General features: G+C 71.6%; 13 protein-coding genes and 1 pseudogene. 12 read left to right on the forward strand and 2 right to left on the reverse strand.

Annotation, left to right across the window (positions count from 1 at the left end; translation table 11 throughout):
* Positions 1 to 121 precede the first annotated feature (121 nt).
* From ACQPWW_RS33865 to ACQPWW_RS33885, 5 genes are read left to right on the forward strand one after another with little or no spacing between them, the layout of a single operon-like run.
* Entirely contained in the window at positions 122 to 799 is a 678-nt protein-coding gene (locus tag ACQPWW_RS33865; RefSeq protein WP_433127851.1) for a response regulator transcription factor, read from the forward strand.
* A complete protein-coding gene (locus ACQPWW_RS33870) occupies positions 796 to 1869 on the forward strand; it encodes a HAMP domain-containing sensor histidine kinase (protein ID WP_433127852.1) in 1074 nt (357 codons plus the stop codon). Before ACQPWW_RS33865 ends, ACQPWW_RS33870 begins: the two co-directional genes overlap by 4 nt.
* The gene (locus ACQPWW_RS33875) at positions 1866 to 3866 is read left to right on the forward strand and encodes a DUF4153 domain-containing protein (protein WP_433127853.1); all 2001 of its coding nucleotides are present in this window, start codon (positions 1866 to 1868) and stop codon (positions 3864 to 3866) included. Before ACQPWW_RS33870 ends, ACQPWW_RS33875 begins: the two co-directional genes overlap by 4 nt.
* Before the next feature lie 44 nt (positions 3867 to 3910).
* Positions 3911 to 4324: a hypothetical protein gene (locus tag ACQPWW_RS33880; RefSeq protein WP_433127854.1), complete on the forward strand. Its 414-nt coding sequence runs from the start codon at positions 3911 to 3913 to the stop codon at positions 4322 to 4324.
* Positions 4325 to 5965 carry a cation acetate symporter gene (locus ACQPWW_RS33885; protein ID WP_433127855.1) on the forward strand — a complete coding sequence of 547 codons (1641 nt, stop codon included), beginning with the start codon at positions 4325 to 4327 and terminating at the stop codon, positions 5963 to 5965.
* Positions 5966 to 6062: 97 nt separating this feature from the next.
* On the opposite strand, the gene ACQPWW_RS33890 is transcribed toward ACQPWW_RS33885, so the two are convergent.
* Complete coding sequence (locus ACQPWW_RS33890; RefSeq protein WP_433127856.1) at positions 6063 to 6248, reverse strand: DUF397 domain-containing protein; 186 nt, start codon at positions 6246 to 6248, stop codon at positions 6063 to 6065.
* Entirely contained in the window at positions 6245 to 7012 is a 768-nt protein-coding gene (locus ACQPWW_RS33895) for a Scr1 family TA system antitoxin-like transcriptional regulator (protein WP_433127857.1), read from the reverse strand. The genes ACQPWW_RS33890 and ACQPWW_RS33895 overlap by 4 nt, the downstream gene beginning before the upstream one ends.
* Positions 7013 to 7348: 336 nt before the next feature.
* On the opposite strand from ACQPWW_RS33895, the gene ACQPWW_RS33900 reads away from it, so the two are divergent.
* From ACQPWW_RS33900 to ACQPWW_RS33930, 7 genes and pseudogenes are all read left to right on the forward strand, one after another.
* Positions 7349 to 7642, forward strand: coding sequence for a hypothetical protein (locus ACQPWW_RS33900; RefSeq protein WP_433127858.1), 294 nt, complete (start codon positions 7349 to 7351; stop codon positions 7640 to 7642).
* A gap of 83 nt (positions 7643 to 7725) precedes the next feature.
* The gene (locus tag ACQPWW_RS33905; RefSeq protein WP_433127859.1) at positions 7726 to 8490 is read left to right on the forward strand and encodes an ABC transporter ATP-binding protein; all 765 of its coding nucleotides are present in this window, start codon (positions 7726 to 7728) and stop codon (positions 8488 to 8490) included.
* Positions 8475 to 10178 carry an ABC transporter permease gene (locus ACQPWW_RS33910; RefSeq protein ID WP_433127860.1) on the forward strand — a complete coding sequence of 568 codons (1704 nt, stop codon included), beginning with the start codon at positions 8475 to 8477 and terminating at the stop codon, positions 10176 to 10178. The genes ACQPWW_RS33905 and ACQPWW_RS33910 overlap by 16 nt, the downstream gene beginning before the upstream one ends.
* Positions 10179 to 10294: 116 nt before the next feature.
* Entirely contained in the window at positions 10295 to 11197 is a 903-nt protein-coding gene (locus tag ACQPWW_RS33915) for an alpha/beta fold hydrolase (protein ID WP_433127861.1), read from the forward strand.
* Positions 11166 to 11711, forward strand: a pseudogene (locus tag ACQPWW_RS33920) (flavin reductase family protein); the annotation flags it as partial. The gene ACQPWW_RS33915 and the pseudogene ACQPWW_RS33920, both read left to right, overlap by 32 nt.
* Positions 11712 to 11886: 175 nt before the next feature.
* A complete protein-coding gene (locus tag ACQPWW_RS33925; RefSeq protein ID WP_433127862.1) occupies positions 11887 to 12252 on the forward strand; it encodes a DUF485 domain-containing protein in 366 nt (121 codons plus the stop codon).
* A complete protein-coding gene (locus tag ACQPWW_RS33930; protein WP_433127863.1) occupies positions 12230 to 13921 on the forward strand; it encodes a solute symporter family protein in 1692 nt (563 codons plus the stop codon). Before ACQPWW_RS33925 ends, ACQPWW_RS33930 begins: the two co-directional genes overlap by 23 nt.
* Positions 13922 to 13959: the final 38 nt, after the last annotated feature.

Raw genomic sequence — 13959 nt, forward strand, 5'->3', positions numbered from 1 at the left:
GGGAGTTCCCACACCCCAGCCGGCCCGGCGGCGGAGTTATCCACAGGCATCAGCGGTTCTCCACAGGTTGTTCACAACGCGACCCACTGATCTCCACGGCGGCTCCCTACAGTCGTGACCCATGAAGGAACGCCGGATACTGGTCGTCGAGGACGAACGGACCATCGCCGATTCCATCGCCGCCCGGCTGCGGGCCGAGGGTTTCACGGTGCAGGTCGCGGCGGACGGGCCCAGCGCCGTCACGCAGTTCCGCACCGGCCAGCCGGATCTCGTCGTCCTCGACGTGATGTTGCCCGGCTTCGACGGCCTGGAGGTGTGCCGCCGGATCCAGGCCGACCGGCCGGTACCGGTGCTGATGCTCACCGCCCGGGACGACGAGACCGACCTGCTGGTGGGGCTCGCGGTCGGCGCGGACGACTACCTCACCAAGCCCTTCTCGATGCGGGAGCTGGCCGCGCGGGTGCACGTCCTGCTGCGGCGGGTGGAGCGGGCCGCCGCCCCGACGCCGCCCGCGATCCGCCTCGGCGACATCGAGATCAACGAGGCCGAGCGGCGGGTCCGCCGGGCCGGCGCTGATGTGCACCTCACGCCGACGGAGTTCGACCTGCTGGTCCACCTCGCCGGGCGGCCCCGCACCGTGCTCCCTAGGGAACGCCTGCTCGCCGACGTGTGGGGATGGGCGGACGGGAGCGGCACCCGCACCGTGGACAGCCACATCAAGGCGCTGCGCCGCAAGCTCGGCGCCGACCTGATCCGGACGGTCCACGGCGTCGGCTACGCCCTGGAGGTGCCCGCGTGATCGGCCGCCTGTTGGACTGCCTGGAACGGGTGTTACCGCGTCCGCTGGATCCGGTCCGCTCGATCAAGATGAAGCTCGGCGTGCTGCTCGTCGCGTCCTGGGCCGTGGCCATCGGCTACTTCTGGTACGGCATCGGATGGCTCCCGCCCGGCACCGCGGTCACCAGCATCTGCATCGGGCTTGTCACCTCGCAGGTGCTCGCCCACGGGATGACCTCGCCGCTGCGCGAGATGACGGCGGCTGCCGGCGCGATGGCCCGGGGCGACTACACCCGCCGGGTACGCGCCACCTCCCGCGACGAGGTCGGCGAGCTGGCCCAGGCGTTCAACAAGATGGCTGAGGATCTGCACGCCGCGGACCAGCGCCGACGTGAGTTGATCGCCAATGTCTCGCACGAGTTGCGGACGCCGATCACCGCCTTGCAGGGCGTGCTGGAGAACATGGTCGACGGGGTGGCCGATCCCGAACCGGCCGCGCTGCGCTCGGCGCTGTCCCAGACCGAACGGCTCGGGCACCTCGTCGCCGACCTGCTCGACCTGTCCCGCCTCGACGCCGGGGTGGTGCCGCTGCGCCGGGTACGCATCGACGTGGGCGATTTCCTCGACGAGGCGGTGGAGCACGCCACCGCCAGCGCGTCCGGGGCGGCGCTGGACGTACGTTTCCAGCTCCGCGAACTGCCGGTGCCACTGACCGTCCAGGCGGACCCGTGGCGGCTGCACCAGGTCTTCGCGAACCTGCTCGACAACGCGGCGCGGCACAGCCCACCCGGCGGCACGGTGCGGCTGAGCGCCGAGGAACACGCCGACCAACTCCGCTTCGAGGTCAGCGACGAAGGCCAGGGCATTTCGCCGGGCGAGCGGTCCCGGGTCTTCGAACGGTTCACCCGCGGCGATCGGTCCGCCGGCGGCGGGACCGGGCTCGGCCTGGCCATCGCCCGCTGGGTCGTCGAGCTGCACGGTGGTCGGATCGCTGTCCTCGATCCCGTCAAGCCGCACCGGGTTGATCGGCCCGGCTGCCGCATCCAGGTCACCATCCCGAGCGATGGGCCACACCGGAAAGAGGTCGCATGACCAGCCCTGGCACCACCCCGCTGCCGGCCACCGGACCGACCGGACCGCAGGTCTTCCCGGCCGGCAGACCGGGTCCGGCCACCGCACCGCCCGCCGGTCAGCAAATCCATCCGTGGCCGGGCGCACCGGCCGTACCGAGGCCACCGTCATCGATCGAGCGGCGCTGGCCGGGGCCGTCCGGCGCCGCCCGTCCGCTGGTCCTGGCGGCGTTGACGGCGGCGGCCGTCGTCGGTGCCGCCACGCTCACGATGGTTCGTCCCGGCCTCGGCTGGCTGGTGGCCACCCTGGCCGGCACCGCAGCCCTGGTCACCGCCGGCGTCGTCCGTCCCAGGACATCGCCCCGGCCGGAGGGCGTCATAGAGCCGCCCGCGCCCAGCGCCGCACCGGGCGGGCCGGCGACGCCGGCCGCCGCACCGGGCGGGCCGGCGACGCGCGCCGCCGCACCGACGACCGCCAACACACCGGCGCCGACCACCGCCAGCACGGCCGCACCGACCACCACCGCGCCAGCACCCCCGGCTGAGTCGGCCACCACCACCACGCCCGCACCGCCAACCGCCCAGCCCGGCACGCCCCCACCGGCCACCACCGCGCCAACCCCGCCAACCGCGCCACCACCGACCACCAACACGCCGGCACCGCCGGCTGGGTCGGCCACCGCCAGCACGCCGGCTCCGCCAACTGCGGAGGCGCTCGCCCGTCCCGGTGCCACGGGGGCACCGGGGCGGGCGGTACAGATCGCCTGGGTCGTCGCGACGATCGCGTTGGTAGCGGTCGGGACGGTCCGCGCCGCCGGCTGGCTCTTCGCGCTCTGCCTGGTCGCGGCCACGGTGACCGGGACCCTCGCGGTGACCGGTGGGCGTAGCCCACTCGGGATGCTTGTCGCCGCGACGCTGCCGCCGGCCGCGACGGTACGGGCGCTCCCCTGGGCGGTACGCGGACTGCGCGACACCCGTCCGGCCGGGGCGGGGATCGGTGTGGGACGCGTCCTGAAGAGTCTGACGATCTCCGCTGGTCTGTTGGTGCTGTTCGGCCTGCTCTTCTCCTCCGCCGACGCGGTTTTCGCCGATCTGGTCACGGGCCTCCTGCCCGACATCTCACCGGATGGTGTCGTTGGCTGGTTGGTGCGTCTGGCGCTCATCGGCGGCGCTCTGCTCGGTGCCGCGTACCTGGTCAGTCGCCCACCCGACCTGGAAGGCCTGCGTCCGGGGCCGGCCCGACCGGCGCACCGGCTGGAGTGGACCCTGCCGCTGGTGTTGCTCGACGGCCTGTTCGCCGCGTTCGTGCTGGTCCAGCTCACCGTGTTCTTCGGCGGCGCGGGGCACGTGCTGCGGACGGCCGGGCTCACCTACGCCCAGTACGCCCGTGGCGGCTTCTGGCAGTTGCTCGCCGTCACCGCGCTGACCCTGTTGGTGATCGCGGTCGCGGCCCGCCGGGCACCGACGGCCACCCGAGCGGACCGACTGCTGGTCCGCGCGCTGCTCGGCACTCTCGCCGCGCTCAGCCTGGTGGTCGTCGCCTCCGCGCTCTACCGGATGCAGGTCTACACCGACGCGTACGGCGCCACCCGCCTCCGGCTCTTCGTGACGACAGTCGAACTCTGGCTCGGGCTGCTCTTCGTCCTGGTCGGGGTGGCGGTGGTGCGGCTGCGGGCCGCCTGGCTGCCCCGGCTGGTGGTTGGCACGGCGGTGCTGGCGCTGCTCGGGTTGGCGCTTGTCAACCCGGACCGGTTGATCGCCGACCGGAACGTCGACAGGTACCTGGAGACCGGCCGGTTGGACGTGACATACCTGTCCGGGCTGTCGGCGGACGCCGTGCCGGCCCTGACCCGGTTGCCCGAGCCGATGCGCGGCTGCGCCCTGCGGCAGCTCGCCGCCGAGCTGCCCCGGGACGGGCTCTGGGGGACGAACCTCGGCCGGGAGCGGGCGCGGCGCGATCTTGAGGAGGTCCAGGGGGCCGCCGCGCTGATGGACTGCACCGTTCTGCGGGGCTGGTGAGCGCGAGCGCTTGACAATCGCGCCCGGCGGGCAAGACTGCCGGGGTGGCCAAGCAACTCCCTGACGTGGGGTCGGGCGGTGCGGTACCGCCGCCCCGACGGGCCCGGATCGTGCTGGCCGAGATCAGCCGGCAGGACACCCGCGCCGAGCGGACCCGCGCCGAGCTGGCCCAGCAGACCCAGGTCGGCGAGGCGCTGGTCCGCGGCCTGGTCCGGGCCCAACTCGCGTTGGCGTTGCGGCTCTCCCTGGTGGTGGCCATCGGGTTGGGTGGGCTGCCGCTGCTGTTCGCGATCGCGCCCTCGCTCGGCCGGACCACCGTCGCCGACGTCAACCTGCCGTGGCTGCTGCTCGGGGTCGCCTCGTTCCCGTTCCTGATCGGGGTGGGCTGGGCGTACGTGCGGTTGGCCGAGCGCAACGAGCAGGACTTCACCGATCTGGTGCAGCGGCCGGAGCGCTGAGTGGGCAACGACTTCGTGGTCCCGGCCATCGTCGCGGTCACCCTTGTCACCGTCGGGATCGGCTTCTACGGGCTGCGGTTGGCCCGGACCACGTCCGACTTCCTGGTGGCGTCCCGGGCGATCAGTCCGACGTGGAACGCGGCCGCCATCGGGGGTGAGTACCTGTCGGCGGCGAGCTTCCTCGGCGTCGCCGGTCTGGTCCTCAAGTACGGCGTGGACGTGCTCTGGTATCCGGTCGGGTTCGCCGCCGGCTACCTGGCTCTGCTGCTCTTCGTGGCGGCGCCGCTGCGCCGTTCCGGCGCGTTCACCCTGCCCGACTTCTGCGAGTTGCGGCTCGGGTCCCGCCGGCTGCGCATCCTGGCCACCGCGTTCGTGATCTTCATCGGTTGGCTGTACCTGGTGCCGCAACTCCAGGGCGCCGGGCTGACCCTGGCCACCGTCGCCGGCTCCCCGTACCCGGTCGGCGCCCTGCTGGTGGCCGCCGTGGTCACCGCCAACGTGGCGTTGGGCGGGATGCGGGCCATCACCTTCGTGCAGGCGTTCCAGTACTGGCTCAAGCTGACCGCTCTCGCCGTACCGGTGATCTTCCTGGCGTTGCAGTGGCAGGCCGACGGCCGCCCGGCGGTGACGCCGCCCGACGGGCCGACGTTCCGGGCCGCGACCACCGTCGTGGTCGAGCACCGCGCGACCCTCACGCTGCCCGACGGTGACATCCGCGAGGTACGCCCCGGCGACGAGCTGACCTTCGCGGCCGGCGACCCGGTGCCGGACGTGTCCGGGGTGGCCACCGCCGCCAGCGACTGGCTGCTGCCCAGCGCCGCGGGCAACGACGACCGCGGACTGTTCGCCACGTACTCCCTGATCCTGGCCACGTTCCTGGGCACCATGGGCCTGCCGCACGTACTGGTGCGCTTCTACACCAACCCGGACGGCGCGGCGGCGCGCCGGACCACCCTTGTCGTGCTGGCCCTGGTCGGCGTCTTCTACCTGCTGCCCACCCTGTACGGGGTGCTCGGCCGGATCTACACGCCGCAGTTGCTGGTCAGCGGGCAGACCGACGCGGTGGTGGTGTTGCTGCCCGGTGCGGCCCTCGGCGACGGGACGACCGGGCGACTGCTCGCCGCGCTGGTCTCGGCGGGCGCGTTCGCGGCCTTCCTCTCCACCTCGTCCGGGCTGCTGACAAGCGTCGCCGGGGTGATCTCGACGGATGTGCTCGGCCGGGGCTCGGTACGCGGCTTCCGGCTGGCGACGGTGATCGCCGGGGCGGTGCCGACGCTGCTGGCGCTGCACGTCTCCGGGCTGGACGTGTCGCAGGTGGTCGGGCTGGCGTTCGCGGTCGCCGCGTCGAGTTTCTGCCCGCTGCTGGTGCTCGGCATCTGGTGGCGTGGGCTGACCGACGTGGGCGCCGCCGCCGGTGTGGTGGTCGGCGGCGGGGCGGCGATCGGGGCGGTGCTTGTCACAGTGCTCGGCCCGCCGCTGACCGGCTGGCCGGCCACGCTCACCACCCAGCCGGCCGCCTGGACGGTGCCGCTGGCCTTCACCGTGATGGTCGTGGTGTCGATGGCGACCCGGCGTCGGGCCCCGGCCGACGTCGCGGCCATCATGCTCCGCCTGCACACGCCCGAGACCGTCCGGCTGTAGCTGGTCGACGTGCCCGCCGTCGGAGCCGGCACGGCACCGGGGGCTGGACCCGTCGAAAGGCCTCCGACCAGGGCCGGAAGCGGTCGCGGTCGGTGGGTTAGCCGGCGTTCCGCGCCATCGACACGAACCCACGCCACGCGGCGGCGCTGAACGTCAGCACCCCGCCGTCACGATCCTTCGTGTCCCGAACGAGGACCACACCCGGAAGGTTGTCGGCGACCTCGACACAGTTACCGCCGTTGCTGCCGCTGCGGGTGCTCTTTCGCCACTGCGCGCCGGTCATGTCCATGATGCTGCCGCTTTCCTGACGAGGTCGAGTGATAGCGCCCGAGGTAGGGCATCGCCAACTATGCGCGCCCACCTGCGGCCCAGGGTAGCAATTTCCGCCGTGTCTTCGATGATCTGCGCCCGGACCTGTCCATCCACATGTGTCACCTGTGCACCGTCAGGCATTTCGGCCATAGTGAATGGGCCACCCATTCCGAGGTACATGGGTGTGTCTAGTGGCACCACGTGCACCTGCACATGCGGGAGCAGCCCGTACGCCGCGATCTGCTCGCACTGCTCGCGCATGGTCCCGCCGTCGCCCCCGACCTGGCGGCGCAGCACCGCCTCGTCCAGCACCGCGATGACCAACGGCGGGCGCGAGCGGTGCAGGATCGTCTGCCGCGACACCCGCGCCGCCACGCGTTCGTCGATCTCCTCGGCGGTCAGCGACTCCATTGACAGCGTCGCTCGCGCGTACGCCTCGGTCTGCAACAGGCCCGGGACCCACGCGAGTTCGAACCACCGCAACGCGACCGCCTCCCGCTCGATGTCGACCCACGGCCGGAACCACGCCGGTTCGCGTCGCTTGAGGACGTCCGGCCATAGATCTTCCACGCTCCGGCTGAGGAGTTCCGCGACCTGGGCGCGCTGTCTCGGCCTCGGCGTACGCCCGGGGCTCACCCACCGCTGAGCGGTCTTCGGATCAACCCCAACCTGCGCGGCGAGGCTTTCGGCGGTCTCACCGACCTCGGTCATCGCCGCTATCAGGACTCGGTTCACCGTGCCTCCATTAAGGACGTCCCGGATGTCCCACAAGCATACGCTCACGGCGTGTGAGCGTCCCGTCGCAGAACGGCAGGGTGTCGGGTGAGCGGCACCGCTGGTGGAGGCGTAGCCCGGCGGCGGTGCTGGCCCGGGGTCGCCCCGCGGGCGAGCACTCACGGGGCGGCCCCTCCCAACCCACCGGAGGGGGAGACACATGCCCGACCACCGACCCGCACCGAACCCGGCACCACCGCCCGCGTCGGTCCCGCGCCCGGTGGGAACCATCGGTCCCGTCCCGCCGCGTCCCGGCTTGCGCGCGAACCGCGTGCCTGAGTGCCGGTGGGTGCCGCGGTGACGGTGCAGATGACAGCCGGCGACGTAGTCCTTCTGACCACCGACGCGAGTGTGCAATTTCTGCGCCCGATCTGTGTTCGTATCATCCGCGAACTGCCGGAGCGGATCACGTACGACGGATGGGTGTGGATAGAAGGTTATGAGCTGAACGCGGCGGGAGACGCCCGAGCACGCCGCGAGTTGTACGTACGGCGCGAAGGGGTTCGGCTGGTGAGGTCGCACCCGCCCGCCACGCCGATGCGGCCGACCACCGGTCGCCCCGAGCGCCGTACCCCGTCGCGCGTCGGATGAGCGCCCGACCGCACCTCCAGGAGGATCGCTAATCTGTCCGCCGCCGGAAGGCGCAACTGGCGAGCGACGGATAACGTCAGCTCATGACTGTTGCGCACCCCGCGCTCGCACTGCGTGGCCTGGCCAAACGCTTCGACGGCACGGTCGCGGTGGCCGGCGTCGACCTGGACGTGCCGGCCGGCTCCTTCTACGGCCTGCTCGGCCCGAACGGCGCCGGCAAGACCACCACCCTGTCGATGGCGGTCGGGCTGTTGCGGCCGGACGCGGGATCGGCGTGGGTGCTCGGGCACGACGTCTGGCAGGACCCGGTGGCGGCCAAGCGGCTGCTCGGGGTGATGCCCGACGGGGTCCGCCTCTTCGACCGGCTGACCGGGGCGGAGCTGCTGGCGTACAACGGGTTGTTGCGGGGGATGGACCCGGCGGTGGTCGACCAGCGGGCCGCCGAGCTGCTTGACGTGCTGGCGCTCGGTGACGCCGGTCGGACGCTCGTGGTGGACTACTCGGCGGGCATGAAGAAGAAGATCGGCCTGGCCTGCGCGCTGCTGCACGGCCCTCGGGTGCTGGTGCTCGACGAACCGTTCGAGGCCGTCGACCCGGTCTCCGCGGCGCTGATCCGGGACATCCTCACCCGCTACGCGGCCGGTGGCGGCACGGTGATCTTCTCCAGTCACGTGATGGAGGTCGTCGAGCGCCTCTGCTCGCACGTGGCGATTCTCGCCCAGGGCGTCATCAAGCGGGTCGGGACGCTCGACGAGGTCCGTGGCGACCGCTCGTTGGAGCAGATCTTCGTCGAGGTGGTCGGCGGGCGCACCGCGACCGGCGAGGAACTGTCGTGGCTGTCCCGGTGAGCGTGGACGCCACGCCCGCCGCGCCGGTCCGCACGGTCTCCGCTCGCCACTTCGCGCGGCTCAAGCTGCGGGTGATGGGCAACAACTTCCGGGGCCAGGGCTGGCGGATCGCCCTGTTCATCGGCGGCGCGGTGCTCGGGCTCTGGTTCGCCGCCAGCGGTTTCTTCCTCTTCGCCGCGCCCGGCCTGGCCGACGACGGCGAGTACGCGGTGCTGATCGCGGCGGCCGGGGGCGGGCTGCTGGTGCTGGGTTGGCTGCTGCTGCCACTTGTCTTCTTCGGTGTGGACGAGACCCTGGACCCGGCCCGGTTCGCGCTGCTGCCGCTGCCCCGCCGCACGTTGGTGACCGGCCTGTTCGTGGCGGCCCTGATCAGCGTGCCGGTGCTGGCGATGCTCATCGCGTCGTTCGGGCTGGTGCTCACCTCCTGGTCGTTGGGTGGGTGGTCGGCCGGGTTGGTCGCGGTCGTGGGCGTGCTCGCCGGGCTGCTGCTCTGCGTGGCCGCGAGTCGGGCGGTGACCAGCGCCTTCGCCACCATGTTGCGGTCCCGCCGGGTACGCGACCTGGCGGCCGTGCTGCTGGCGGTGACCGCCGCGCTGATCGGCCCGTTGCAGGTCTTCGGTCTGGCCGCGCTGCGGGAGGCGGACTGGGACCGGCTCTCCAGCGTGGCGACCGTGATCGGTTGGACGCCGTTGGGCGCGCCGTGGACCGCCGGCATCGACGTGGCCCAGGGGCGGGTGTGGGCGGCGCCGGTCAAGTTGCTGATCACGGTGGTGGCGCTCGGCGCCCTGCTGGTCTGGTGGTCCCGGTCGCTGGAGTCGGCGATGGTGGGTGCGGCGAGCGCCGGTAAGGCCCCGGTGCGGCGCGGCGTCGCCGGTGGCGCTGTCGCCCAACTGTTCCCCCGGGCCACCGGCTGGGCGCGCCGGGACCGGTTCGGTGCCCTTGTCGCCCGGGAGGCCCGTTACTGGTGGCGGGACGCCCGCCGCCGGGCCAACCTGATCACGATCGCGGTGGTCGGCATCTTCGTACCCGTGTTCATCAACGTTACGGGCGGGGACTTCACGGCCATGGAGAGCGGGGGGTTGACGGCGGCGGCCAGCGACAGCTCGCCGGTCGTGGTCACCATCTCCATGGTTCTCGTGGGTGTCCTCGCCGCGGCCACCCTGGCCAACCAGTTCGGCTTCGACGGCAGCGCGTACGCCGCGAACGTGGTGGCCGGGGTGCCCGGTCGGGTGGAGCTGCGGGCGCGGATGACGGCCTTCTCGCTGTACGTGCTGCCGATGCTGGCGTTCGTGTCGGTGGTGCTGTCGGTGCTGCTCAGTCGACCGGGTTGGATCGGGCTCACCTTCGGCAGCCTGGTCGCCACCTATGGCGCCGGGCTGGCGGTGAACAGCCTGGTCTCCGTGCTCGGTGCCTACTCGCTGCCGGAGTCGAGCAACCCGTTCGCGATGAACAGCGGCGCGGGCCTCACGAAGGGGCTGCTCACCCTGCTGACGATGGTCGCCTCGGCGGTCGCCGCGGTGCCGATGGTGGTGGCCGCCGCGCTGCTCGGTGACGTGTGGCTCTGGCTGGCCCTGCCACTCGGCGCGGCGTACGGGGTGGGCGTGGCACTGCTCGGCGCGTACCTGGCCGGCGACGTGCTGGACCGGCGGCAGCCGGAGTTGCTGGCCACTGTCACCCCCCGCCGCTGACCGCGGCACCGCTGGCCGGCGCCCGCGAATTCGGCGGGGGGCGTCCGGCCAAACGCCGACCTGCCGCGCCGGCCGCCCGTTATGGTGCGATCAATCGGCACGGGGGGGCAGTCGACATGAGTGTGCACACCCGCTACCGCAGCGCTGTCGTCGACGGGCTTTCCATCTTCTACCGGGAGGCGGGCGCGGAGGACGCACCGGTGCTGCTGCTCCTGCACGGCTTCCCGTCCTCGTCGCGGATGTTCGAACCGCTGCTGGACCGGCTCGCCGACCGGTTCCGGCTGATCGCGCCGGACTACCCGGGGTTCGGGCACAGCGACGTGCCGGACCGAGGGACCTTCCCCTACACGTTCGACCGGATCGCCACGACGATGTCGGGGTTCGCCGCCGCCGTCGGCGCCGACGACTATCTGCTGTACGTGCAGGACTACGGCGGCCCGGTGGGGTTCCGGATGGCCCTCGCCGACCCGGGCCGGCTGCGCGGGCTGGTGGTGCAGAACGCCGTCGCGCACGACACGGGGCTGGGCCCGCTCTGGGCGACCCGCCGGGCCTTCTGGCAGGACCGGGCCGGGCACGAGGCGGCGATCCGGGAGAACATCCTCTCGCTGGCGGCCACCCGCACCCGGCACGTCGGCAACGATCCCGCCACCGAGCGGTACGACCCCGACCTGTGGGTCGACGAGCACGCCTTCCTCAGCCGACCGGGGCAGGTCGAGGTCCAACTGGACCTGATGTACGACTACCGGACCAATGTGGCCTCGTACCCGCTCTGGCAGGAGTGGCTGCGCCGAACCCGGCCACCGCTGCTTGTCGTCTGGGGCCGGCACGACACGTCGTTCGAGGTCAGCGAGCCGGAGGCGTACCGGGCCGACGTCCCGGAGGCGGAGGTGCACGTGCTCGACGGCGGGCACTTCGTGCTCGACACGCGTCCGGACGAGGTGGCCGCCCTGATCCGGACCTTCGCCGGTCGGATCCTGGAGGCGGGGCGGCCGGGTCACAATGTTTCACGTGAATCATGAGCCGGGCGCCGAGATCCATTCCACCGACCCGTTCGCGGTGCCGAGCGGGCAACGGTCCCCGGTACGCCGACTGCGCGGCCGACTCGCCGCGCCGGTGACGCTCTGGACGGCGCCCGGCCCGTACGGGCTGACGGTGTCGTCCACGCTTGTCGCCGAGGGGGAACCGGACCGGCTGCTCGGGCTGATCGACGCCGAGTCCGACCTGTGGGCGGCCGTGGAGGAGGCCGGCCGGTTCGCCGTCACGCCGCTCGGCCCGCCGCACCGGCAGCTCGCGGACCGGTTCGCCGGCCTCTTCCCCGCCCCGGGCGGGCTCTTCGCCACCGGCGAGTGGATCGACACGCCGTACGGGCCGGTGCCGGGGGACGCCGGCGGCTGGGCCGGATGCCGCCTGGACAACGCCCGGGAGTACGGCTGGGGCCTGCTGGTGGAGGCCACCATCGAGACGGTCGAGCTGACCGGGGAGGCGTCTCCGCTGCTGCACTACCGCGGCCGGTACCACGAGCTGCCGGCCTGAACGGACGGCTCGACCGGAGCGACCGGTCACCGGGGTGATCTGAGTCACTTGGCGCAAGCAACCAACCGCTCGGCGCACTCGCCTACCGGCGTCGATCTCAGCCTTCCCTGTCGGGGAGCGCGCTCTTTACGGTGCGCGAAACTCCTCTGACGCCTGTGAAGGTGGTGATCCACAGATGTCCACGGACACACCCGCTCCGGCTGCTTCCCAGTCGGACAAGTACCTGGCCGTACAACGGTCGGACGAGTTCGCCGGGCTGCGGCGTGCGCTGCGCGGCTTCGTCTTCCCGATGACCGTCGCGTTCTTCCTGTGGTATGCGCTCTACGTCATTCTCTCCGCGTACGCCCGGGACTTCATGGGCACGAAGCTGTTCGGCAGCAACATCAACGTCGCGCTGGTCTTCGGCCTGCTCCAGTTCGTCTCCACGTTCGTGATCGCCTGGCTGTACTCCCGGTACGCGGACCGGAAGATCGACCCCATCGCCGACCGGATCCGCGAAGAGATCGGGGAGGTGACCCGTGAAGACGGTCCTCGCGGTTGAGACGGTCCTCGCGGCCGAGGCGGGCAACCACACCGCCCGCAATCTGACGATCACGCTGTTCCTGGTCTTCGTGGCGGTGACCCTGGCCATCACGATCTGGGCCAGCCGGCAGACCAAGACGGCGACCGACTTCTACGCCGGTGGCCGGTCCTTCTCCGGTTTCCAGAACGGCATGGCGATCGGCGGCGACTACATGTCGGCCGCGTCGTTCCTCGGCATCGCCGGCATCATCGCGCTCTACGGCTACGACGGCTTCCTCTACTCGATCGGCTTCCTGGTCGCCTGGCTGGTGGCCCTGCTGCTGGTCGCGGAGCTGCTGCGTAACTCGGGCCGGTACACGATGGCCGACGTGCTGGCGTTCCGGATGCGTCAGCGTCCGGTGCGTACGGCGGCGGCGGTCTCCACCATCACGGTGTCGATCTTCTACCTGCTGGCCCAGATGGTGGGTGCCGGCGCGCTTGTCGCGCTGCTGCTCGGCATCAAGCCGGGGACGGAGTTCCTCGGCATGGACGCGGCCACCGCGAAGGTGGCCACCATCATCATGGTCGGCGCGCTGATGATCATCTACGTCACCGTCGGCGGCATGAAGGGCACCACCTACGTACAGATCGTCAAGGCGTTCCTGCTGATGAGCGGCGCGCTGCTGATGACGATCCTGGTGCTGGCGAAGTTCAACTTCAACCTGTCGGCACTCCTGGGCCAGGCCGCCGAGGCGTCCGGCAAGGGCAGCGCGTTCCTCGAACCTGGACTGCGATACGGGGTCGAGGTCGCCGGCAACTCGACGCAGACCTTCTACAACAAGGTGGACCTGCTGTCCCTGGGCATCGCCCTGGTGCTCGGCACCGCCGGCCTGCCGCACATCCTGATCCGCTTCTACACCGTGCCGACCGCGAAGGCGGCCCGCAAGAGCGTGCTCTGGGCGATCGGCATCATCGGCACGTTCTACCTGCTCACCCTGGCCCTCGGTTTCGGTGCGGCGGCGCTGGTCGGCAGCAAGGCGATCACCGAACAGGACAAGGCCGGCAACACTGCCGCGCCACAGTTGGCCGAGGCGTTGGGTCTCGACTTCTTCGGCGGTGACCTGGGTGGGGCAGCCCTGCTCGCGATCATCGCGGCGGTCGCCTTCGCCACCATCCTGGCGGTGGTGGCCGGGTTGACCCTGGCCTCCTCGTCCAGCCTCGCGCACGACTTCTACGCGAACGTCGTGAAGAGGGGAGAGGCGTCGGAGCGCCAGGAGGTACGGGTCGCCCGGATCTCCGCCCTGGTGATCGGCGCGATCTCCATCCTGTTGTCGATCTACGCGCAGAACCTCAACGTGGCGTTCCTCGTGGCGTTGGCCTTCGCGGTCGCCGCCTCGGGCAACCTGCCGGCGATCCTCTACAGCCTCTTCTGGCGGCGGTTCAACACCTCCGGCGCGGTGTGGGCGATCTACGGCGGTCTGCTCTCGGCAGTGCTGCTCGTGTTCTTCTCGCCGGTGGTCTCCGGCGCGGCGACCTCGATGTTCCCGGATCACGACTGGCAGTGGTTCCCGCTGTCCAACCCGGGCATCCTCTCCATCCCGTTCGGTTTCCTGTGCGGGTGGATCGGCACCGTCATCTCCAAGGAGCACGACGAGGACAAGTACGCGGAATTGGAGGTGCGCGCCCTCACCGGGCATGGCGCCCACTGATCACCGCAGCTCGCGAGGACGGGCCCCCGGTCAACGCC

Origin of the sequence: Micromonospora sp. CA-240977, assembly GCF_050942285.1 — a bacterium.
Taxonomy (GTDB): domain Bacteria; phylum Actinomycetota; class Actinomycetes; order Mycobacteriales; family Micromonosporaceae; genus Micromonospora.

Bases quoted from the DNA above. Each gene is read 5' to 3' on its own strand.
- ACQPWW_RS33865 (WP_433127851.1), top strand. From the start codon at position 122: ATGAAGGAACGCCGGATACTGGTCGTCGAGGACGAACGGACCATCGCC.
- ACQPWW_RS33875 (WP_433127853.1), top strand. From the start codon at position 1,866: ATGACCAGCCCTGGCACCACCCCGCTGCCGGCCACCGGACCGACCGGA.
- ACQPWW_RS33890 (WP_433127856.1), bottom strand. From the start codon at position 6,248: ATGACCGGCGCGCAGTGGCGAAAGAGCACCCGCAGCGGCAGCAACGGC.
- ACQPWW_RS33905 (WP_433127859.1), top strand. From the start codon at position 7,726: ATGACTGTTGCGCACCCCGCGCTCGCACTGCGTGGCCTGGCCAAACGC.
- ACQPWW_RS33915 (WP_433127861.1), top strand. From the start codon at position 10,295: ATGAGTGTGCACACCCGCTACCGCAGCGCTGTCGTCGACGGGCTTTCC.
- ACQPWW_RS33925 (WP_433127862.1), top strand. From the start codon at position 11,887: ATGTCCACGGACACACCCGCTCCGGCTGCTTCCCAGTCGGACAAGTAC.